General features: G+C 71.0%; 20 protein-coding genes. 8 read left to right on the top strand and 12 right to left on the bottom strand.

Annotated features, from left to right (window positions below):
- Window positions 1-20: 20 nt before the first annotated feature.
- Window positions 21-188 (bottom strand): hypothetical protein, encoded by a 168-nt coding sequence (locus GA0070561_RS33645; protein ID WP_167362445.1) that lies wholly within the window; start codon window positions 186-188, stop codon window positions 21-23.
- Between the two features lie 93 nt (window positions 189-281).
- Window positions 282-620: a GroES family chaperonin gene (locus tag GA0070561_RS19785; RefSeq protein ID WP_091402887.1), complete on the bottom strand. Its 339-nt coding sequence runs from the start codon at window positions 618-620 to the stop codon at window positions 282-284.
- Window positions 621-725: 105 nt separating this feature from the next.
- Between GA0070561_RS19785 and GA0070561_RS19780 the strand changes: the two genes are divergently transcribed.
- Window positions 726-2,090 (top strand): AI-2E family transporter, encoded by a 1,365-nt coding sequence (locus tag GA0070561_RS19780; protein ID WP_244166322.1) that lies wholly within the window; start codon window positions 726-728, stop codon window positions 2,088-2,090.
- Between the two features lie 108 nt (window positions 2,091-2,198).
- Here GA0070561_RS19780 and GA0070561_RS19775 read toward each other — a convergent pair whose 3' ends face one another.
- The gene (locus tag GA0070561_RS19775) at window positions 2,199-4,403 is read right to left on the bottom strand and encodes an ATP-dependent DNA helicase (RefSeq protein ID WP_091402880.1); all 2,205 of its coding nucleotides are present in this window, start codon (window positions 4,401-4,403) and stop codon (window positions 2,199-2,201) included.
- Window positions 4,404-4,505: 102 nt separating this feature from the next.
- On the opposite strand from GA0070561_RS19775, the gene GA0070561_RS19770 reads away from it, so the two are divergent.
- Complete coding sequence (locus GA0070561_RS19770) at window positions 4,506-5,012, top strand: DUF402 domain-containing protein (protein ID WP_091402877.1); 507 nt, start codon at window positions 4,506-4,508, stop codon at window positions 5,010-5,012.
- 24 nt (window positions 5,013-5,036) lie between these two features.
- On the opposite strand, the gene sigJ is transcribed toward GA0070561_RS19770, so the two are convergent.
- Entirely contained in the window at window positions 5,037-6,002 is a 966-nt protein-coding gene (gene sigJ, locus GA0070561_RS19765) for an RNA polymerase sigma factor SigJ (RefSeq protein ID WP_091402874.1), read from the bottom strand.
- Between the two features lie 189 nt (window positions 6,003-6,191).
- Here sigJ and GA0070561_RS19760 point away from each other — a divergent pair, with 189 nt between their 5' ends.
- The 3 genes from GA0070561_RS19760 to GA0070561_RS19750 all read left to right on the top strand — a co-directional run bounded on the left by GA0070561_RS19760 (window position 6,192) and on the right by GA0070561_RS19750 (window position 8,899).
- Window positions 6,192-7,133 carry a PPK2 family polyphosphate kinase gene (locus GA0070561_RS19760; RefSeq protein ID WP_091402871.1) on the top strand — a complete coding sequence of 314 codons (942 nt, stop codon included), beginning with the start codon at window positions 6,192-6,194 and terminating at the stop codon, window positions 7,131-7,133.
- 127 nt (window positions 7,134-7,260) lie between these two features.
- Entirely contained in the window at window positions 7,261-7,887 is a 627-nt protein-coding gene (locus tag GA0070561_RS19755; RefSeq protein ID WP_030327784.1) for a DUF47 domain-containing protein, read from the top strand.
- A 4-nt stretch (window positions 7,888-7,891) separates the two neighbouring features.
- A complete protein-coding gene (locus GA0070561_RS19750; RefSeq protein ID WP_091402868.1) occupies window positions 7,892-8,899 on the top strand; it encodes an inorganic phosphate transporter in 1,008 nt (335 codons plus the stop codon).
- Between the two features lie 56 nt (window positions 8,900-8,955).
- On the opposite strand, the gene GA0070561_RS19745 is transcribed toward GA0070561_RS19750, so the two are convergent.
- On the bottom strand, window positions 8,956-9,924 hold the full coding sequence (locus tag GA0070561_RS19745) for a Gfo/Idh/MocA family protein (RefSeq protein WP_091402865.1): 969 nt from the start codon (window positions 9,922-9,924) through the stop codon (window positions 8,956-8,958).
- A 338-nt stretch (window positions 9,925-10,262) separates the two neighbouring features.
- On the opposite strand from GA0070561_RS19745, the gene GA0070561_RS19740 reads away from it, so the two are divergent.
- Window positions 10,263-11,096, top strand: coding sequence for an NUDIX hydrolase (locus GA0070561_RS19740; protein WP_091402863.1), 834 nt, complete (start codon window positions 10,263-10,265; stop codon window positions 11,094-11,096).
- Between the two features lie 81 nt (window positions 11,097-11,177).
- On the opposite strand, the gene pstB is transcribed toward GA0070561_RS19740, so the two are convergent.
- The 4 genes from pstB to pstS are packed head-to-tail and all read right to left on the bottom strand — an operon-like array spanning window position 11,178 to window position 15,297.
- The gene (gene pstB, locus GA0070561_RS19735; protein ID WP_091402861.1) at window positions 11,178-11,954 is read right to left on the bottom strand and encodes a phosphate ABC transporter ATP-binding protein PstB; all 777 of its coding nucleotides are present in this window, start codon (window positions 11,952-11,954) and stop codon (window positions 11,178-11,180) included.
- Between the two features lie 17 nt (window positions 11,955-11,971).
- Window positions 11,972-13,060: a phosphate ABC transporter permease PstA gene (gene pstA, locus GA0070561_RS19730; RefSeq protein ID WP_091402860.1), complete on the bottom strand. Its 1,089-nt coding sequence runs from the start codon at window positions 13,058-13,060 to the stop codon at window positions 11,972-11,974.
- Window positions 13,057-14,148: a phosphate ABC transporter permease subunit PstC gene (gene pstC / locus GA0070561_RS19725; RefSeq protein ID WP_091402859.1), complete on the bottom strand. Its 1,092-nt coding sequence runs from the start codon at window positions 14,146-14,148 to the stop codon at window positions 13,057-13,059. The genes pstA and pstC overlap by 4 nt, the downstream gene beginning before the upstream one ends.
- 39 nt (window positions 14,149-14,187) lie before the next feature.
- On the bottom strand, window positions 14,188-15,297 hold the full coding sequence (pstS, locus tag GA0070561_RS19720) for a phosphate ABC transporter substrate-binding protein PstS (RefSeq protein ID WP_091402858.1): 1,110 nt from the start codon (window positions 15,295-15,297) through the stop codon (window positions 14,188-14,190).
- A gap of 612 nt (window positions 15,298-15,909) precedes the next feature.
- On the opposite strand from pstS, the gene GA0070561_RS33105 reads away from it, so the two are divergent.
- Window positions 15,910-16,257, top strand: coding sequence for an SH3 domain-containing protein (locus tag GA0070561_RS33105; RefSeq protein WP_141710405.1), 348 nt, complete (start codon window positions 15,910-15,912; stop codon window positions 16,255-16,257).
- 61 nt (window positions 16,258-16,318) lie between these two features.
- Here GA0070561_RS33105 and mshD read toward each other — a convergent pair whose 3' ends face one another.
- The 3 genes from mshD to GA0070561_RS19705 form a co-directional block, all read right to left on the bottom strand.
- Complete coding sequence (mshD, locus tag GA0070561_RS19715; RefSeq protein WP_091402857.1) at window positions 16,319-17,245, bottom strand: mycothiol synthase; 927 nt, start codon at window positions 17,243-17,245, stop codon at window positions 16,319-16,321.
- A gap of 58 nt (window positions 17,246-17,303) precedes the next feature.
- Window positions 17,304-18,182: a polysaccharide deacetylase family protein gene (locus GA0070561_RS19710; RefSeq protein WP_091402856.1), complete on the bottom strand. Its 879-nt coding sequence runs from the start codon at window positions 18,180-18,182 to the stop codon at window positions 17,304-17,306.
- A gap of 154 nt (window positions 18,183-18,336) precedes the next feature.
- Window positions 18,337-19,056: a winged helix-turn-helix transcriptional regulator gene (locus GA0070561_RS19705; RefSeq protein WP_181518701.1), complete on the bottom strand. Its 720-nt coding sequence runs from the start codon at window positions 19,054-19,056 to the stop codon at window positions 18,337-18,339.
- Between the two features lie 241 nt (window positions 19,057-19,297).
- Here GA0070561_RS19705 and GA0070561_RS19700 point away from each other — a divergent pair, with 241 nt between their 5' ends.
- Window positions 19,298-20,356 carry a hypothetical protein gene (locus GA0070561_RS19700; RefSeq protein WP_091402855.1) on the top strand — a complete coding sequence of 353 codons (1,059 nt, stop codon included), beginning with the start codon at window positions 19,298-19,300 and terminating at the stop codon, window positions 20,354-20,356.
- Window positions 20,357-20,440: the final 84 nt, after the last annotated feature.

Below are 20,440 nucleotides of genomic sequence, written 5' to 3'. Positions count from 1 at the left end.
ACGAACTGACGGCTGGCGGCTCAGGCCAGTAGCGAGGTGAGGAAGTCACCGAGGCCCTGGAACATCGCGATCAGCGCGGCCCCGATCCCTCGGAACATCTGTGCGGCGCCGTCCGGCCGAAAGGCCATGAAGTAGATCAGGAACGCGACACTGCCCCAGGTCAACAGCTTCTTCACGAATACCGGCATCGTCCCTCCCCAGGGCCACGGTCGCCGGATGGCTTCCCGTCGTGCGGCTGGGCAAACGGTGCGCGACGGGCCCTGGTGGCCGGGGGAGGTGCGTCAGAGGTAGAGGCCGGTCGAGTCGTTCTCGATCCGCTCGGCGGCCACGGCGTGCACGTCCCGCTCCCGCAGCAGCACGTAACCGCGGCCGTGCAGCTCGACCTCGGAGCGCTCGTCCGGGTCGAAGAGCACCCGGTCGCCGGAGACGATGGCGCGGACGTTCGGCCCCACCCCGACCGCGGTGGCCCAGGCGAGGCGCTTGCCGACCGCAGCGGTCGCCGGAATGACGATGCCAGCGGTGGAGCGGCGTTCGCCCTCACTGCCCTCCATCCGCACCAGCACACGGTCGTGCAGCAGGCGGATCGGCAGGCCGGCGTCGAGATCGTTGTCGGCGGTCACGTCGCAGACGCTACCGTGTGGCCGACGGTGGCCGGCCGGTGGTTACGCCGGAGGTGGTCGGGGCATTGTGTGGCGGAACCGCCCTACGGTGTCGGGAACGGACGTATGCTGTCCGACCTGTCGCCGTTGGCGGGCCGGGTTTTCTGCCAGGAGGTGCGCTTGAGCCGCTTCGAGCGGGTACGCGGGCGGCTTCGCCGCGCCTACCAGTCACGACAGGAGTCGGCGCGCGCCGACGAGGGTGCCTCCAGTGAGGCGCTGAACGACGCGTCGGAGGCGGCCCGGGTGGCGTCGCCGGCCGTGCCGGGGCCGACCGCGCCGCCGAGCGCCACGGTCTACGGCGCGGAACCTCCGGTGGACCTGCACAGCTCCACCACCAGCCGGGACGACGCCGACGTTCCGCACGGGCTCCGGATCGCCGCCGCGTGGTGTTGGCGACTGATCGTGATCGGCGTGGTGGCCTGGGCGCTGCTGCGGATCGTCGGCACGATCAAGATCGTGATCATTCCGCTGGCCATCGCGCTGCTGCTCTCCGCGCTGCTCGCCCCGGCGGTGGGCTGGCTGCTGCGGGCCCGGTTCCCCCGGTCGCTGGCGACGGCGGTGGTGCTGGTCGGCGGTCTGGCCGCGGTGATCGGCACGCTGACGCTGGTGGTCAACGAGTTCATTCGCGGCGTACCGGAGCTGAGCGAGAAGTCCTCGGAGGGCGTGCGGCAGATCCAGGACTGGCTGAAGACGGGCCCGCTGCACCTCTCCGACGGCCAACTCGACCGCTATATCGACGAGGCGCAGGCGTGGATCAACGACAACACCTCCAAGTTCACCAGCGGCGCGCTGAGCACGGCCGCGACGCTGGCGGAGGTGCTGACCGGCACGCTGCTGGTGCTCTTCGCGACGTTCTTCTTCCTGCGTGACGGCAACCGGATCTGGCGCTTCCTGGTCCGGCTGCTGCCGGTGGCCGCCCGGTGGAAGGTCGACGACGCCGGCCGCGCCTCCTGGCACACGCTCGGCGCCTACGTCCGCGCGACAGTGCTGGTCGCCTTCATCGACGCGGTCGGCATCGGCATCTTCCTGGTCGTCTTCGATGTCCCGTTCGCCTTCCCACTGGCCGCGCTGGTCTTCCTCGGCGCGTTCATCCCGATCGTCGGTGCGGCGCTCTCCGGCGGCGTGGCGGTGCTGGTGGCCCTCGTCGACAGCGGCCCGGTCACCGCGTTGATCATCCTTGGCGCGGTGATCGGCGTCCAGCAGATCGAGGGGCACGTGCTCCAGCCGCTGATCATGGGCCGGGCGGTGGCCCTGCACCCGCTCGCGGTGATCATCGGTATCGCCGCCGGTGTCGTACTCGCCGGGATCACCGGCGCGCTGGTCTCCGTGCCGCTCATCGCGGTGCTGAACACCGCGGTCCGCCGGCTTGCCGCCCGCAGGGTCCCGGACACCCCGCCCGACGCCGTGGTCGTCGCCTCCCAGGCCCCCTAGACCCGCGCGTCCCGCCAGATCACGCAGGATCATGGAAAAAGTGGCCTCCCGGCAGCGGGAGGCCACTTTTTTCACGTTGTAGCGCGATCCTGGTCCTGCCCAGGCGGGTCAGGACTTGGCCAGGCGCTCCAGGGCGCCCCGGGCCACCTCGGGGCGGGTCGTGTACCAGAACGGGGGCAGCGAGCGGCGCAGGAACGGCCCGTAGCCTCGGGCCGTCTCCAGCCGGGAGTCGAGCACCGCGACCACGCCCCGGTCGCCGGTCGCCCGGATCAGCCGGCCCACGCCCTGAGCCAGCCTCACCGCCGCGATCGGCACGCTGACCGCCGAGAAGCCGGAGCCGCCGCCCGCGTCCACGGCCGCCGCGCGGGCCGCCGCCAGTGGTTCGTCCGGACGGGGGAAGGGCAGCCGGTCGATGACGACGAGCTGGCAGGCGTCGCCCGGCACATCCACCCCCTGCCAGAGCGACATCACCCCGAACAGGCAGCTGGCGCGCTCCTCGCGGAAGCGACGCACCAGCAGCGGCAGCGCCTCCTCGCCCTGGAGCAACACCGGCAGGTCGGTCCGCGCGCGCAACAGCTCCGCCGCCTGCTGCGCGGCCCGCCGGGAGGAGAAGAGCCCGAGAGTACGACCACCGAGCGCCTCGACCAGCCCGAGCAGCTCCTCTCCGGCAGCTTCGGGCAGCCCTGAGACGCTGGGGCGGGGAAGGTGCGCGGCGACGTACAGGATGCCCTGCCGGGCGTAGTCGAACGGCGAACCGACGTCGAGTGACCGCCACCCGGGGCCCTCGGTGGCCGGGACGACGGTGTTCGGGGTGACGTCGCCGGCGAGGCGACGGCCCGGCGCCTCGGCAGCCGGCCGGCCGGGGCCGGTGCGGGCGGCCAGCGCGGCCGCGGCGGGGCTCGGCGGGGCGGGCGGTGGCGCGTCCAGCCCGAGGGCGCGGGCGACAGTGTCGAACCGGCCGCCCAGCGCCAGGGTCGCCGAGGTGGCCACGACGGTGCGTTCGTCGTACAGGTGGGTGGCGAGGGTGCCGGCCACCGACAGCGGCGCGACCACCAGTGCCCGGCGGTTGCCGCTGTCGTTCTTCTCCACCCAGGCCACGTCGTGGTCGCCCTCCTCCAGCAGCCGCTGCGCGGTGGTGGAGAGCTCGTCCAGCGCGGCCTTGGCCTGCTGCTTGCGGACCGGGTCGGGGTCGTCGGCCTTGACGTCGCCGATCGCGTCCAGGGCGGAGCGGGTCGCCGCGTCGAGCAGCGTGCACGCCTCCCGCAGTGGCGTCGGCAGCCCCGCGGTGATCCGCCCGGCCGGCGCCTCGGCCAGCCCGACCGCCAGGGCGTCGCCGGCGGCGGTGAGCGCCTCGGCGGTCTCCGGGCGCAGCAGCGTACGGGCCCGACGGGTGGTCCGGTCGATCAGCTCCGGCACCAGCTCCGCCTGGGCGGCGGAGGAGACCCGGTCGGCCAGCTCGTGCGCCTCGTCGACGATGAGCAGCTTGTGCGGCGGCACGATGTGCCGGTCGGCGAGCATGTCGACAGCGAGCAGGCTGTGGTTGGTCACCACGATATCGGCCTCCCGGGCGCGGGCCCGCGACGCCTCGGCGAAGCACTCCTGCCCGAACGGGCAACGGGCCGCGCCGACGCACTCGCGTGCCGGCATCGACACCAGCCGCCAGGCCTGGTCGTCGACGCCCGGGTCCAGTTCGTCCCGGTCGCCGGTGGCGGTCTTCTCGGCCCAGTCGCGCAGGCGCTCGACCTGCTTGCCCAGCCGGCCCGCCTCACCGAGCCACTTCGTCCCGCCGCCAGGGCGCGCTGCGGGGGCGTCGAAGAGGGTGTCCTCCGGCTCCTCCTCGGTGGAGTTGTCCAGTCGAGCGAGGCAGAGGTAGTGGTGGCGGCCCTTCAGCACGGCGAAGGTGGGCCGGCGGCCGAGCACCGGCTCGACCGCGTCGGCGAGCCGGGGCAGGTCGTGGTCGACCAACTGGGACTGCAACGCCAGGGTGGCCGTGGAGACCACCACCGGGCCGTCCACAGTGAGCGCCGGCGCGAGGTAGGCCAGCGACTTGCCGGTGCCGGTGCCCGCCTGCACGAGCAGATGCTCGCCGCCGGCCACGCACTCCTCGATCGCCGTGGTCATCTGCAGTTGGCCGGGACGCTCCGCGCCGCCGGGCACCGCGCCGACCGCCGCCGCCAGCAGCTCGGTGCCACTGGGTCGGGCACCCCGCCGCCGGCCCTTGGCACGGGCCGACGGGGTGGCGGAACCGGTGGCGGTGCGGGGCGGAGTCACCGTGCGACGGTACCCGGCGCCGCCGACACCGGCCGCGCCCATCCGCCGCGTGGCGCGATGCCGACCGGGGCGGGCGTTGCGGCCGACCCCGTCCGGTTACGGCCGCGCTACGACGCGTGGGCAGTATCGGTTAGGGTGCGAATCATGCCGAGCGACATGGTCCGCGTGATCTACCGCAAGTACGACGGCAGCGCCCACCGCGACTACCCGGCCCGCCGGCTCACCGAGGACGATCTCGGCATCTGGCTCGGCGTGCCCGAGGGCACCCAGTCGGTCTACCACGGCCGGCCCTCGGTGGAGAAGATCCCGTTCGTGCTGTTGGTGCCACACCGCGCCTGGTGGACGGCCATGTTCAACCCGCCGCCCCGCACCAGCGAGGTCTACTGCGACATCACGACCCCGGCCCGCTGGGAGTCCGACGACACCGTCCACCTGATCGACCTTGACCTGGACGTCGTCCGGCGTCGGGCCACCGGTCTGGTGGAGCTGCTCGACGAGGACGAGTTCGCCGAGCACCGGGCCCGGTTCGGCTACCCGGACGACGTGGTGGCCGAGGCCGAGGCCGCGGCACAGCGGCTGTTCGGGGCCCTGGGCGACGGCACCGAGCCGTTCGCCACCGCGTACCGCAAGTGGTTGGCTCTGGTGGTCTGAGGCCGCACGCCCGGTCGGGCCGGCTCACCAGCGTGGCGGCCAACCGTCGTCGGCGTCCAGCGGCGGCAGGTCGGTCAGCTTCTCCGGGTTGAGCTGGTTGTAGATGGCGGTGATCCGGCCCTGGTCCACGGCGAACGCGGTGACCAGGCGGATCGGTCGCCCGTCGCTGTGCGTCGTCTCCAGCTGTAGGCCGAGAATCCCGTCGACGAGCACGGGCCGAGCCAGCACCCGGTCGACGTACCGACCGGTCCGGCCGAACAGGCCGAGCGTGAGGCGAGCCACGGAGTCCGCGCCGAGCACCGGCCAGCGGGCGGCCGGGAAGTGCCCGCCCGAGTCACCGACGAAGACCACGTCCGGCGCGAGCACCTGAAGCAGCTGGTCCAGCTCGCCGGACTCGGTGGCGGCGACGAACGCCTTGAGCACCCGGCGTTGCTCGGCCGCGTCGGCGGTGTGCCGGGGTACGTCCGGCGAGGTGACCGCCCGCCGGGCCCGGGAGGCGAGCTGCCGGGCCGCCACCTCGGTGGTGCCGAGGACCCCCGCGACCCGGGCGAACGGCAGCGCGAACACGTCGTGCAGCACGAGGGCGACCCGTTGCTCCGGCGCGAGCCGCTCCAGCACCACCAGCAGCGCCGTGCCGACCTGGTCGGTGCGCACCGCCCGCTCCGCCGGGTCGGGTGCGTAGCCGTCGGCCGTCGGCCGGCCGCCCAACGGGCTCACCACCGGCTCCGGCAGCCACTGCCCCGGGTACGCCTCCCGGCGGACCCGGGCCGAGCGGAGCACGTCCAGGCAGATCCGAGCGCAGGTGGTGGTCAGCCACGCGGACAGCTCCCGGATCTCGGCGCGGGCCGCCGGCTCGGCCAGCGCCCCGGCGTAGCGCAGCCAGGTCTCCTGCACCGCGTCCTCCGCCTCGCTGCGGCTGCCCAGCATCCGGTGGGCCACCGCGAGCAGTCGGCCCCGCTCGGCCTCGAACTCCGTCGCCAGCTCCCGCACGACCCACCACCCCTTCCGGTCGGCGTCCCGGCCTACATCCTCCCGCCGAGTCGGCCCGCCGGCAGCCCCGAAACGGCCCGGTGGCCCGGTGCTGCCGTGGGCGGAGGTCGGTCGGTGCCGATCAGCGGGCCCGGCTTCGGAGGTGACTCTCGGCGGGCGGAACGGCGGTGGGTGGGCGATGATCCGTGCATGAGCGCACCCGAGCAAGGGCAGATCGTGGCACCGGACGGCGGTTCCGTGCGGGACCTGCTGCGGGTCACCGCGCCGGTGGATCTCGGCGCGATCGACCCGCGGTCCATGCCCGGCCTGCCGGAACCCGCGGGCCGCGGCGAGCACCGTAAGACCTGGGCGCGGGAGCAGGTGGAACTGGTCGGCGAGGAGCTGGGCCGGCAGCAGGAGATGCTCTTCGCGATGGCCAAGACCGGGTCGGAGCAGCCGGCGCACCGCGTGCTGCTGGTGCTCCAGGCCATGGACTGCGGCGGCAAGGACGGGACGATCAAGCGGGTGGCCGGCGCGATGAACCCGCTGGGCCTGCACATCCGCTCTTTCGGGCCGCCGACCCGCCAGGAGCTGCGGCACGACTTCCTCTGGCGGATTCGCCGGGAACTGCCACCGCCGGGGTACGTGGGGATGTTCAACCGTTCGCACTACGAGGACGTGTTGATCGCCCGGGTCGGCTCGCTGGTGCCGGAGACGACCTGGCGAGCCCGCTATGACGAAATCAACTCGTTCGAGCGGGAGCTGACCGAGGGCGGCGTCACCCTGATCAAGGTGATGCTGCACATCTCGTACGACGAGCAGGGCAAGCGTCTGATGGACCGGCTCACCGACCCGCGCAAGCACTGGAAGTACAACCCCTCCGACATCGACTCGCGGGGGCACTGGGACGACTATCAGGCCGCGTACGCCGAGGCCCTGAGCCGGTGCGGCACGGACGCCGCGCCCTGGTTCGTGGTGCCGGCGGACCGCAAGTGGTACCGGGACTGGGCGGTGGCCCACCTGCTGCGTGAGACGTTCGACACGCTCGATCTGGGGTATCCGGCTGCCGATTTCGACGTGGCGCGGGAGCGGAAGCGCCTGTTGGCTGGGGGAGCGGGTGCGGGTGGGGCGGCCGAGATGAACGGCAGGTGAACGACCGGTGAATGGTGCCTGGCCAGGGGTGGGCCGGCGAATTCCCGGTTCTGCCGTTTTCTAGCATTCACCGAGCGGGCGCTCTCGGGCGCCGCCACCCTTCCACCGACGCGACGAGGTCTGTGCTGTGAAGTTTTCCTTCCGCCCCACCGAGGGCGCCTTCTACGAGCTCTTCACCAGGGCCGCGCAGAACCTGGTCCGGGGCACCGCGCTGCTCAACGAGCTGGCCCTGCCCGGCGTGGACGTGCAGTCCGTCAGCGAGCGGCTGACCGAGGTCGAGCACGACAGCGACCAGATCACCCACGAGCTGTACAAGAAGATCAACTCGACCTTCATCACCCCGTTCGACCGGGAGGACATCTACCGGCTCGGCTCGCTGCTGGACGACGTGATGGACCACCTGGAAGCGGTCGGCGACCTGCTCTACCTGTACGGGCTGACCGAGCTTCCGGCGCTGCCCCGCGAGCTGCACGAGATGGTCAACGTGCTCGACCAGCAGGCCAAGCTGACCGCCGACGCGATGCCCCGGCTGAAGTCGATGAAGGATCTCGAGGACTACTGGATCGAGTGCAACCGGCTGGAGAACGAGGGCGACCGGATCAACCGGCAGCTGCTCGTCCGGCTCTTCTCCGGTGAGTACGACGCGTTGACGGTGCTGAAGATGAAGGAGGTCGCCGACGAGTTGGAGGCCGCCTGCGACGCCTTCGAGCACGTGGCCAACACCGTCGAGACCATCGCCGTCAAGGAGTCCTGAGCCGGTGTCCCCTGAACTCATCGCCGTGCTGGCGGTGATCGCGGTGGCCTTGGCGTTCGACTACACCAACGGCTTCCACGACGCCGCCAACGCGATCGCCACCAGCGTCTCCACCCGGGCGCTGACACCTCGGATCGCCCTCGGGCTCGCCGCGGTCGGCAACTTCGTCGGCGCCCACTTCGGCGCCGGCGTGGCCAAGACCGTCGGCGACGGTCTGGTCACCCTTCCGACCGGGGTGAACAGCCTCGGGGTGGTCTTCGCCGGGGTGCTCGGGGCGATCGCCTGGAACCTGATCACCTGGTACTTCGGTCTGCCCTCGTCGTCCTCGCACGCGCTCTTCGGCGGTCTGGTCGGCGCGACCCTGCTGTCCACCGGCGGCATCGTGCAGTGGGGCAACATCGGCGAGAAGGTGCTGCTGCCGATGGTGCTGTCGCCGATCGTCGGCCTCACCCTCGGCTACCTGCTGATGCTGGCCATCCTCTGGCTGTTCCGCAAGGGGCAGCCGGGCAAGCTCAACCGGGGCTTCCGCTGGGCGCAGACCGCCTCGGCGGCCGCCATGTCGGTCGGCCACGGCATGCAGGACGCCGCCAAGACCATGGGCATCGTGGTGCTGGCGCTCTACACCGGTGGTTTCCAGGAGAGCAAGACGCACATCCCGGGGTGGGTGTTCTGGACCTCGGCGACGATGCTGGCCCTCGGCACGTACGCCGGCGGCTGGCGGATCATACGTACCCTCGGTCGCAAGATCATCGACCTGGGGCCGCCGGAGGGCTTCGCCGCCGAGACCGTCGCCAGCGCGGTGCTCTACTTCAACGCGCTGGTGCTGAAGGCACCGATCTCCACCACCCACACCATCACCTCGGCGATCATGGGTGTGGGCGCGACCAAGCGACTCTCCGCGGTCCGCTGGAACGTGGCCGGCAACATCGTGCTCGCCTGGATCATCACGTTCCCGGCCGCCGCGCTGATCGCGTGCGTCACGTACCTGCTGGTCCGGCCGCTCTTCGGCTGAGTCTCCGGAAGGGCCCCCGGTCACGGTCTAGCCGTGGCCGGGGGCCCTTCCGCTGGTCAGACGTACCGGACGCCGATCTGCTCGCGGACCGTGTCCAGCAGGGTCATCACCTCAAGGGTCGTGGTGTGCGGCACCACCGGGCTCTCGGTCAGGCCGGCGGCCAGGCAGCGCTGCACCTCGATCGCCTCGTACTGGTAGCCGTTGCCGGCCCCGTCGGCGACGATCGTCTCCGGCTCCGCGCCGGCCCGGTGCACTGTCACCGAACCCGGCCGGAAGAACGGCTCCGGCAGGTCGATCCGCCCCGTGGTGCCCGTTACCGAGGCGGTCTGCCCGCTCAACCCGACCATGCCGCAGCTCAGGGTCGCCAGGGCTCCGGTGTCGTAGCCGAACAGCATTCCGGTGTTCTCGTCCGTCCCCTCCGGGCCGAGCTGCGCCCAGGACCGGATGTGCTGCGGCACCCCGAGCAGCAGGTGGGCCAGGCTGATCGGGTAGATCCCCAGGTCCAGCAGGGCGCCCCCGCCCAGCGCCGCGTTGCGCATCCGGTGCTCCGGCGGGAACGGCCCGGCCACCCCGAAGTCGGCCCGCACGCCGGTCACCGTGCCGATCGCCCCGTCCGCGATCAACTCGACCACCCGCAGGATCATCGGATTCAGCCGCATCCACATGGCCTCCATCAGGAAGACCCCGGCGGCGCGGGCGGTGTCCACCAACTCGGTGCTGGTGGCCAGGTCGAGGGTGAACGGCTTCTCCAACAGCACCGCCCGCCCGGCGGTGAGGCAGGTCATCGCCGCCTCGTAGTGCGCGGAATGCGGGGTCGCCACGTAGATCGCGTCCACCTCCGGGTCGGCGGCCAACTCCACCCAGGAGCCGTAGGCGCGCTTCGCGCCGTACGTGTCGGCGAAGCGCCGGGCGCTCTCCGCGGCGCGGGAACCGACCGCTACCAACTCGGCGTCCGGCACCAGCCGGAGGTCTTCGGCGAAACGGCTGGCGATGTGGCCGGTGGCCAGGATGCCCCAACGAGTCATGCCGGAACGCTAGCCGAGCCAGGTGAACCGCCCGCTGCCCGGCCTGCTGCTGGCGGGCTTGCTGCTGCCCGGTTCGCGTTGCCCGGCCCGCTGGGGCCGCCTCGCGCTGCCCCGACATGCGGCCTGCCCCGACGCCATCTAGTTCGGCGGCGACCGCGACCACGCCCCGACCGGCGCGCGGCTCGGGCCTGCCACCCTGACGAGCGGTATACCTCTGAGTCATAAATATGCCTCAGAGGTATACCGCTCAAGTCGTGGACCGGGCCCCGACCGAGCCGACCGCTTCGTGGCTTGGCGCGCGGAAGGCAATCGCGCTGTCGGGAACTAGGCTCGCGGGCATGACGATCGACAGTGACGGCTTCGCCGCCCCGGCCGCCCTGGTCGAGCACGCCCGCCGGTTCCAGGCCGAGGGCGGCACCCCGGCGACGCCGCGGGTCGCGGCCACCGTGCTGCTGCTGCGTCCGACCGACGCCGACTTCGAGGTGTACGTCATCCGCCGGGTCGCCGCGATGACCTTCGGCGGGATGTACGCCTTCCCCGGAGGCGGGGTGGACCGCTCCGACTCGGAGGCGCACCTGGACTGGGCGGGCCCGACGCCGGGAGAGTGGGCGGACCGGCTCGGGGTGGCCCCGCAGGCCGCGCAGGCGGTGGTCTGCGCCGCCGCGCGGGAGGTCTTCGAGGAGGCCGGAGTACTGCTCGCCGGTCCGAACCGGGAGACAGTGGTGGGCGACGTCAGCGGTGACGACTGGGAGGCGGCCCGGCAGGACCTGGAGGGACGGCGGCTGGGCTTCGCGGCGCTGCTCGCCGACCGTCAGCTCACCCTTCGGTCGGACCTGCTGCTGCCGTGGAGCCGGTGGATCACTCCCGAGTTCGAGCCGCGCCGCTTCGACACGTACTTCTTCATCGCCCTGTTGCCGGCGGGACAGCGGACCCGCGACGTCTCTGGCGAGGCCGACCACACCCTGTGGATCCGCCCGGCGGACGCGCTGGCCCGCGCGCAGGCCGGCGAGCTGACCATGCTGCCACCGACAGTGGTCACGCTGGCCCAGGTGGCGGCGGCCGGCGACCTGGCCGGGGTGGCGCGGGCGGCGGCCGATCGAGACGCCGCCAGCCCGGTCACCCCGCGCCTGGACCTGCCCCCGGACGGTGAACCCCGCTTCGTCCTGGGCTGACCACGGGCCCTGCCGCAGAGCTGGACATGGCACCGGCGCCCACGCCGTGAGGCGGGGCGCCGGTGACCGGACGTGGTCGGTTCAGCCGAAGCGGCCGGTGATGTAGTCCTCGGTCTTCTTCACGCTCGGGTTGCTGAAGATCTTCTGGGTGTTGTCGTACTCGATCAGCCGGCCCGGGTCGCCGGTCTTCTCGATCGAGAAGAAGGCGGTCCGGTCCGAGACACGCGCTGCCTGCTGCATGTTGTGCGTCACGATGATGATCGTGAACTTGTCCTTGAGCTGGAACATCAGGTCCTCGATCGCCAGCGTGGAGATCGGGTCCAGGGCGGAGCACGGCTCGTCCATCAGAACGACCTGCGGCTCGACCGCGATGGTCCGGGCGATGCAGAGCCGCTGCTGCTGACCGCCGGAGAGGCCCGCGCCGGGCTTGGCCAGCCGGTCCTTGACCTCGCCCCACAGGTTCGCGGCGCGCAGGGCCTTCTCGGCCGCGTCCTCCAGGATCGACTTCTTGCGGACCCCGTTGAGCTTCAGCCCGGCCACCACGTTCTCGAAGATGCTCATGGTGGGGAACGGGTTCGGCCGCTGGAAGACCATGCCGATGGTGCGCCGGACCGCAGTGACGTCCACGTCCCGGTCGTAGATGTCCTGGTCGTCGATGGTCAGGCTGCCCTCGACCCGGGCCCCCGGCAGCACCTCGTGCATCCGGTTGATCGACCGCAGGAACGTCGACTTGCCGCAACCGGACGGCCCGATGAGGGCGGTGACCGTCTTCGGCTCGACCGTCAGGTTGATGTTCTCGATTGCCTTGAAGCCGCCGTAGTACGCGGTGACGTTCGAGGCGGAGACGCGCTTGGCCATGGTGGTACCTCCGGGGTTCATCGGCTGAGCCTGTTGCGACGGGCCAGCAGCTTCGCCGCGATCGTCAGGATGAGTACGAGGGCGACCAGGGTGAGTGCCGCGGTCCACGCCCGTGCCGGCGAGTACTTGGAGGCCTCGCCAGCCTGCTGGTAGACGAAGAGGGCCAGCGACGACTGGTTGTTCTCGAAGGGGTTGAAGTTGATCGCCGCGCCCCCGCCGGCGACCAACAGCACCGGGGCGGTCTCGCCGGCCGCACGGGCGATGGCGAGCATGACGCCGGTGACGATGCCGGGCAGCGCGGTCGGCAGCACGACCCGCAGGATTGTCTTCCACTTCGGCACGCCGAGCGCATAGGCGCCCTCACGCAGTGGGGCCGGCACGAGGCGGAGCATCTCCTCGGTGGACCGGACGATGGTCGGCAGCATCAGTACGGCAAGGGCCAGCGCGGCCGCGAAGCCGGAGAAGCTCGGCCGGCCGTCGTTGAACCACGGCGAGACGATCAGCACCCAGAACGCCAGCACGAAGAGGCCGGTGACGATCGACGGGATACCGGTCATGACGTCGACGAAGAACCGGATTGCGAAGGCGAACTTGCCCCGCCCGTACTCGACGATGTAGATCGCGCAGAGGATGCCGAGCGGCACGGTGATCAGGGTGGCGATGCCGACCTGCTCCAGCGTGCCGACGATCGCGTGGTACGCACCGCCGTTCGGGTCGCGGGCCCCGATGTTGTTCATCGAGGTGTTGAAGAAGTCGCCGTCGAGCCGCTCGGTGCCCTTGCTCACCAGCGTCCAGACGACCGAGGCGAGCGGCAGTACCGCCAGCACGAACGCGGAGTGGATCAACGCGCTCCAGGTGCGGTTGCGGGCCGACCGCCGTCCCTCGACCGCGTTGGCCGCAGCGAAGAGCCCAACCAGGTAGAGCACCGCGCCGAGGACGATCACGAGGACCGGGCCGCCGATCCCGGTGCCGTAGACGATCACGACGGAGAGTGCCAGGGCCGCTACGGCGATGGCAGGTGCGGCGTACCAGGGCAGCCGTCTGGCCCGCAGTGACGCCGGCTGGGCCGGTGGCCGAGTGCGGTGGGACGTGACGGTGGGGGTCATGCGGCGGACTCCGTGAACTCCCGGCGGCGGTAGATGATCGCCCGCGCGATGATGTTTACGATCAAGGTGATCGCGAACAGCACCAGGCCAGAGGCGATCAGAGCGCCCCGGCCGGTGTCATTCGCCTCGGCGAACCGGTTGGCGATGTTGGCAGCGATGGTGTTGCCGCCGGACTCAAGCACGTTGAACGAGATGGCGTAGGTGGAGCCGAGAGTCAACGCCAGCGCGATGGTCTCGCCCAGCGCCCTGCCCAGGCCGAGCATCACCGCGGCGATGATGCCGGGGCGGCCATACGGCAGCACGGCCGTGCGCAGCATCTCCCAGCGGGTGGCGCCCAGGGCGATGGCGGCTTCCTCGTTGGCGGTCGGCGTCTGGAGGAACACCTCGCGGGTGAGCGAGGTGACGATCGGCAGGATCATGATCGCCAGGACCAGGGAGCCGAGCAGGATCGAGTTGCCGTACGGGCCGTCGCCGCCGAAGATCGGGATCCAGCTGAAGTACTTGTTGAGCCAGACCGACAGGTCCGACACCGGACCGATGAGGTAGTCGCGGCCCCACAGGCCGAACACCACACTGGGTACGGCGGCCAGCAGGTCGATCAGGAAGCCGAGCGCGTTGCCGAGTCGCCGGGGCGCGTAGTGGGACAGGAACAGCGCGATGCCCATGGCCACCGGAACGGCCATGAGCAGAGCCAGGGCGGCGGTGAGCACGGTGCCGAAGGCGAGCGCACCAATGCCGAACGTCGGCGGGTTGTCGTTCGGGAACCAACCCTCGAAGGTCCAGAAGCTCGCCGTGTTGGCGCGTAGGGCCGGGATCGCCTTCGCGATCAGGAAGGCCGCAATGGCCACGATGATGACCAATACCGTCGTCCCGGCGGCCATGGTGAGGCCACGGAAGGCCCGCTCGGCACCGAACTTCCGGTTTCGGGGCAGTGCGCCGCCGCCGCCCAGCCCGGTGCCGCCCGGGGAACGGGTGCTGACTGGTGCCTCGGCCACACGCGCCGAGGCACCGGCGGGCCACTCGTGACTCTGGGTCACGCGCGTCCCGCCGGTGCCGGCGTCGGCCGAGCGGTGAGGGGTTTCACCCATCTGCTCGCTCGATTCCGTTGCTGAGGTGGTGGGGTCGGGTCAGGAGAGGTTCTTGACCGCGGTCTCGACCTTGGTGCGGACCGTCTCCGGCAGCGGGGCGTAGCCCAGCTCGGTCAGAGAGGCCTGGCCTTCGGCGCTGGCGGCGTGGCCCAGCAGGCCCTTGACCAGCTTCAGCTTGTCGGCGGCGAGGCCCTTGCTGCAGACGATCTCGTACGTCGCCAGGACGATCGGGTAGGCCCCGGCCTCCTTGGTGTTGTAGTCGATCGACAGCTTGAGGTCGTCGCCCTGGCCCTCGACCTTCGCCCCGGCGATGGTCTTGCCGGCCGACTCGGCGGTCAGCGCGGCCCACTCGCCGGCACCGTTCTGCACCTTGGCCATGTTCAGGCCGGAGTTCTCGGCGTACGACCACTCGACGTAGCTGATCGTGCCGACCGTGCTCTTGACCTTGCTGGCCACGCCGTCGGACTTGGCGGCACCGATACCGCCCGGGGCCTTCCACGCCTTGGCGTTGCCGAAGGTCCAGTCCGACTCGGCGGTCTTCGACAGGTACTTGGTGAAGTTGTCGGTGGTGCCCGACTCGTCAGAGCGGTGGACCGTCTGGATGGTGGCGGACGGAAGCTTGGCGTCCGGGTTGTCCGCCTTGATCGCTGCGTCGTCCCACTTGGTCACCTTGCCGGCGAAGATCTTCGCCAGAGTGGCTGGCTTGAACTGCAGGTTATCCACGCCAGTGCCGGCGTTGTAGACGACCGCGACCGGGCCGATCACCATCGGGAGGTTGAGGGCCGCGCCACCGGCGCACTTGGCATCGGCCTGCGGCTGCTCCTCCGGCTTGAGCGCGGAGTCGGAGCCGGCGAAGTCGGCGGTCCCGGCGATGAACGCCTGAATGCCGGCGCCCGAGCCGGAAGCCTCGTAGTTGATCGTGGTGCCGGTGCACTTCTGCTGGTACGCCTTGATCCATTCGGCCATGGCGTTCTTCTGGGCCGAGGAGCCCTGGGCGTTGACCGTGCCGGTACCGCAGTCGACCGCGGCGGCCGAGCCCGCGGCGCTGGCGCCGGGGGTGGGCTCGTTGTTGTCCGAGCCGCATGCACTGAGGCCGAGCGTCGCGGCAAGAGCGAGGCAGGCAAGAGTGCCGTACCGCTGGAGCTTCACCTGAGGGGTTTCCCTTCGCGTCTGACTTGGCGCCCCGATCCCGGGGCCCGAGGACCGGCACTGACCGGCTGACACGAAAGCTAGAAGTGCCAGGTGGACGGTTTGCCGGCCAGAAGTTAACGAAGGGTGAACAACCTTGGTCTCGAGAGTTGCTGTTGGCTGAGTGCAAGTTGTCCGTTAGGCAAACTCCCATCCCGAATCAGCAGGTGTGGGGCCTTATGGCCAGCCCTCATTGCTCCACGTGCCGTGCCGCTTGACGCATGGCGATGCCGGTGCGGCGTCCGCTGGAACCTCAGCGATGGATGCCCCGCGCAATCGGGTCTGCCGCGTTCCTTGCTGCGTGGTCGGATCGTGGCCGTGTAGACGCTGTCCGGTCACGGGATCTTGGTCGCTGTCCTGCCGGCGCCGATGTCGACGTGGATGGCCTCAATCGAATCCAACTGGCCCTCGGCGCCGAGGCGCAGTGGTTCATGGACGTGAATTGGCGCTTAATGCAAGGCGGCGGCGGGATGAAGAGAACCGTAAACGAATTCACTTCGAGTGATCCATTGACTTTCCTGCTTGACGTGGTGATCATTTATTCCAGATGCGAACGCGAGAAAGGGCATTGCAATGAAGGTGATTGGTAAGATTCCGCGGGCTATTGCGATGATTGCAGCCACCGTATGCCTAGGCTTGGTTTCTACAGGCACGCCCGCCCTCGCGGCACCATACACGGTATGGGCCTGGCATGATGCGAATGTTCGATCCAACACCAGTACCAGCGCCTCCATTGTTGGCAAGATCTATGCCTCCAACGGCTACCCGGCTCAATGCTACGTCATCGGCCAGACGGTAAAGGATCTCGGCTACACCAACAAGTATTGGGTTCTGATTGATCTGAAGAATGGTGGCCACGGCTGGGTTAGTGGAATCTATCTGCAGGGCGATCAAATGGGTAATGTGAATACTGAGTGTTAGCTTTCCTCGGCTGGGCCGGTAGAGTCAGAGTGAGGTTCTACCGGCCCGCTGTGGAGGACGGTCAGCCCAGGTGGTAGTTGATGTGCGCGGACCAGCGGGCGAAGCCCAGCCGCTCGTAGAGCGCGACGGCCCCGGTGTTCGAGTCGTCCACGAAGAGCATCACCCGGTCGAGGCCACGCTTGTCCCGCAGGTGTGCCAGCCCGGCGGTGGTCAGGGCCCGGCCGAGCCCGCCACCGTGCGCGGTCGGCTCCACCCCCAGGACGTACACCTCGCCGATCCGGGCCGACCCCGGCCGCTCGTGCACCTTGGTCCAGTGGAAACCGAGCAGTCGGCCGGTCGCGGTCTCCTCGGCGAGCAGGAAGCCCGCCGGGTCGAACCACGGCTCGGCGAGGCGGACCCGCAGGTCGTCCGATGTCCACCGACCCTGTTCGGGGTGCTCGACGAAGGCCCGTGCGTTGAGGGCCAACCAGGCCGCGTCGTCTGCCCCGGGCCGGAACGCGCGTAGCGCCACCCCGTCGGGCAGGCGCGGCTCACCCAGCGGGGCCGCCAACGGCCGGCGCAACTGCCAGAGCACCCGGGCGCGGGCGAAGCCGAGGTCGACGGCGAGCGCGGCGGCCGAGGGGTGGTCGCCGTGCGCCCACGCCCGCAGCGGCCCGGTGGCCGAGGCGAGTACGCCCCGGGCGAGCGCCCGCCCGGTGCCCCGTCGCCGGTACGCGGGGTGCACCACCAGCTCGACCCCGATCCCACCGACCGGGTCGGTGGTGTCCAGGTGGGCGTACCCGGTGAGGGTGCCATCGTCGGCGCGGGCGATCAGATGCACGGCGGGGGCGTCAGGGTCGCGCAGCCGCAGCAGGACGTGTTCGTCGAGCGGGTCCGCTCCGTCCGTGTCACCTGCGGCGCGGGCGAGGGCGAGTACGTCGGCGATCTCCGCCGGCGCCAGTTGGTCGCTCCGGGTCACCTGGTCGCTGGTCGGCTCCGCGCTGCTCATCCCGCCACCGTATCCGTTGCGTGTCGTGACGCCCGGAGCGTCGCCGTAAAGCCGCGGCTCACGTCGGGTCGGTGGGGAGTGCCTCCAGCTCGAACCGGGCGGTCAGGTCGGGCAGGATCCGGCGCAGCGCCTCCACCGTGCCCTGCCGGTCCCCACCGGCGTCGTGCAGCAGCACCACCGAGCCCGGTTCGGCCTGGCTCAGCACCGTCGCAGTGATCTTGGTAGCGCCGGGTAGCTCCCAGTCCGACGGATCCACCGACCAGTGCAGCGGGGTCATGCCGAGCTGCCGCGCCACCGACACCACCGGGTACGTCCAGGCTCCGCCCGGCTGGCGGTACCAGACGATCGGGGCGTTCGGCACCGCCGCCCGGATCGCCGCGTTGGTGCGCAGGAGGTCGGAGCGGATCGCGTCGGCCGACCGGGCGCCCAGGCCGACGTCGTGGTGCCAGGAGTGGTTGCACAGGGTGTGCCCGGCGTCCACGATCGACTGGACCAGGTCGGGGTGGTTCTGCGCGTTCTCGCCGACCACGCAGAACGTGGCGCGCACGTCGTATTCGCGCAGGAGGGCGAGGACCTGCGGCGTGTAGCGCGGGTCCGGCCCGTCGTCGAAGGTCAGCGCGAGCCTCGGGGTGCCGGTGGTGGCGTGCGCGCCGAACAGGTTGTCGCCTCCGGCGTCCCGTCCGGACCCGTCCTGGCCGGCCTCGGCTGGGCCGGTCCCAGCCGCGCTTGCGCTGGCGCTCGGGGCTCCGCCCGGCTCGCCAACGCCGGGCTGGTCGGCGTAGTGCGGTCCGTCGGCGCTCGTGGTGACGCCGGTGGACTGCCGAGGCGTCTGGTCGGGGACGAGGCTGCGGCCCAGCACGTACGCGGAGCCGAGCAGCCCCGCCACCACCAGCGTCACGATCCCCGCGGCCCGCGCGGTGGAGCTGCCCCGCGTCACGACTTCCGCCTGGCTTGCCGGTCACGCCGGCCCGTCGCCCCCGTGTGCAGTGCGCGCACCGTCGCCCCTTTCTCCGACAAACCCGGCAGTCAGAATAGAACCGCCAAGCTGCGCAAAAAGGGCATATGGGAAATCGTCTGGAGCGGGCCTTGGATCAGACCGGCAGGGGCGCGTGCTCCGCCTCGGGAAGCGACCGCGACGGCGGAACGACGAACTTGTAGCCGACCTGGCGGACGGTGCCGATCATCGACTCGTACTCCGAGCCGAGCTTGGCGCGCAGTCGCCGGACGTGCACGTCCACCGTGCGGGTGCCGCCGAAGTAGTCGTAGCCCCAGACCTCGCGCAGGAGCTGGTCCCGGGTGAACACCCGACCCGGGTGCTGGGCCAGGAACTTCAGCAGCTCGAACTCCTTGTAGGTGAGGTCGAGCGGACGGCCCTTGAGTTTGGCCGCGTAGGTGTCCGGGTCGATGGTCAACTCGCCGGCCCGGATCGAGCCACCCGCGCCGGCGGTCGCGTTGCTGAGCCGGCCCACCGCCAGCCGCAGCCGTGCCTCGACCTCGGCGGGGCCGGCCGACGCGAGGATGACGTCGTCGACGCCCCAGTCGGCGTTGAGGGCGATCAGGCCGGCCTCGGTCACCACCGCGACAAGCGGCACGCCGAGCCCGGTGGCGTGCAACATCCGGCAGGTCGCCCGGGCCTCGCTCAACTCCGATCGGGCGTCCACCATCACCGCGTCCGGGCTGGGGCCCGCGACCAGTGTGCGAACATCACGCGGCGCGGTGCGGACCGAGTGCGGCAGCAGGTCGAGCGCCGGCAGCACAGCCGACGGTTCTCCTGCGCGTGCGGTCACCAGCAGCAGGATCTCCACGATCACCTCCGTCCCGGCGGCGCGAGGCCGCACGCGACCAGTCGCACTCATCAAGGAGTGCGCTGAGAAATTGCGTGGTCCCGGCGTCGCTGACGGGCGGGTAACGCGTTGAGCCTAACCGATCGCCTCGGCCGCGCCGTCAGGCCGTTTCCCGTTTGTCTACCTTGCCCCTGATCGTGGCCCGGATTTTAACGTCGCTGAAACCCGTGACCACCGCGTCGGGCCGTCGGTCTGGCACGATCGGGTCGTGTTTCCCTCCACCTCGCCCGAGGCCGGCCGTGAATCGTGGCCCGCAGGGCCCCAACCGGGTCCGGCCGCCGCAGCGACGCGCGGCCAACCGCCCGCGCCGCGTACCGGTCCGGCCACCACCGACGGCGACCGCCGGGAACGGGGTGGGCCGCGCCGTGCCCGTCGCGCCGGCGAGCCGGCCCGCCGATCCGAAGACGAGATCGACGAGCCGGAAGAGGAGGTCGTTCCCCCGGTCGCGGTGCACCGTCAACTGGCGCTGACCATCGCCGGCTTCGCCGCGCTGCTCGGTGTCGGCCTGGTGCTCGGCGCGCAGACGTCGGGCCCCGGTCACCGGCTGCCGTTCGCCTTCATCATCTTCGGTGTCCAACTGCTGTTCGTGCTCGCCTGGACGATGGCCATGCGTCCGCCCGCGCTGTTGGTGGTCGCCGGGATCAGCGCCGTGGTCGCGGCGCTGGTCGACATCGCAGCGGTACAGACCGACGTCGCCGGCCTGGCGCCACTGGGCTACCTGGCCGCCGGCGGGTTCCTCGCCGCCGTGCTCGGCCAACTGGTTCGTCGGGTCGACCGGGTCCGTGTCACCGACTCCCTCGGCGCCACGCTGCTCATCGTGGTGGGGGTGGTGGCCTTCGGCACCCTGATCGTGCTCAGCCGGATCCCGGCCGGCACCCAGGCGATCACCGTCTGCCTGACCGCGAGCGGTGTCGCGCTCACCGTCGCCCGACTCACCGACGCCGTACTGCCCTGGCCCCGGCTCGCCCCGCAGGTGCCCCGGGGCGCCGCAGGCGTGGTGGCCGGCGCGATGGTCGGCACGCTGACCAGCGCCCTCCTCGGCAGCTACCTGGTGGCTCCCTTCACGCCGACCCGGGCCGCCGTGATCGGCCTGGTCGCGGCGGTCACCGCCGTCCTCTCCGACCTCGCCGTGGGGTACGCGGAGGCGGGTCGGTTGATGGCCGGCGAACCGCCCACCATGTGGGTGGCCCGGCACATGCAGGGCCCGCTCGGCGGCTTCGCCCTGGCGGCGCCCGCCGCGTACGCCATGTGCATGCTCTTCCTCTGAGTCACGGTTGAGCGCCGAGCCGGTCGGGTACCTACGGGTGCGCCGCCCTGCGGCGTCGGTACGAACGACCCGTCGCGGTGCGAC

The sequence above is a fragment of the Micromonospora saelicesensis genome, assembly GCF_900091575.1.
In the GTDB taxonomy this organism is placed as follows: Bacteria; Actinomycetota; Actinomycetes; order Mycobacteriales; family Micromonosporaceae; genus Micromonospora; species Micromonospora saelicesensis.
Note: the sequence above shows the minus strand (reverse complement) of the source record. Positions and strands in the feature narration are given on the sequence as shown.

Coding starts and splice junctions, on each gene's coding strand:
- GA0070561_RS33645 (WP_167362445.1), bottom strand. CDS start 188: ATGCCGGTATTCGTGAAGAAGCTGTTGACCTGGGGCAGTGTCGCGTTC.
- GA0070561_RS19780 (WP_244166322.1), top strand. CDS start 726: ATGCTGTCCGACCTGTCGCCGTTGGCGGGCCGGGTTTTCTGCCAGGAG.
- GA0070561_RS19775 (WP_091402880.1), bottom strand. CDS start 4,403: ATGGGCGCGGCCGGTGTCGGCGGCGCCGGGTACCGTCGCACGGTGACT.
- GA0070561_RS19770 (WP_091402877.1), top strand. CDS start 4,506: ATGCCGAGCGACATGGTCCGCGTGATCTACCGCAAGTACGACGGCAGC.
- GA0070561_RS19760 (WP_091402871.1), top strand. CDS start 6,192: ATGAGCGCACCCGAGCAAGGGCAGATCGTGGCACCGGACGGCGGTTCC.
- GA0070561_RS19745 (WP_091402865.1), bottom strand. CDS start 9,924: ATGACTCGTTGGGGCATCCTGGCCACCGGCCACATCGCCAGCCGTTTC.
- GA0070561_RS19740 (WP_091402863.1), top strand. CDS start 10,263: ATGACGATCGACAGTGACGGCTTCGCCGCCCCGGCCGCCCTGGTCGAG.
- pstB (WP_091402861.1), bottom strand. CDS start 11,954: ATGGCCAAGCGCGTCTCCGCCTCGAACGTCACCGCGTACTACGGCGGC.
- pstA (WP_091402860.1), bottom strand. CDS start 13,060: ATGACCCCCACCGTCACGTCCCACCGCACTCGGCCACCGGCCCAGCCG.
- pstC (WP_091402859.1), bottom strand. CDS start 14,148: ATGGGTGAAACCCCTCACCGCTCGGCCGACGCCGGCACCGGCGGGACG.
- GA0070561_RS33105 (WP_141710405.1), top strand. CDS start 15,910: ATGAAGGTGATTGGTAAGATTCCGCGGGCTATTGCGATGATTGCAGCC.
- mshD (WP_091402857.1), bottom strand. CDS start 17,245: ATGAGCAGCGCGGAGCCGACCAGCGACCAGGTGACCCGGAGCGACCAA.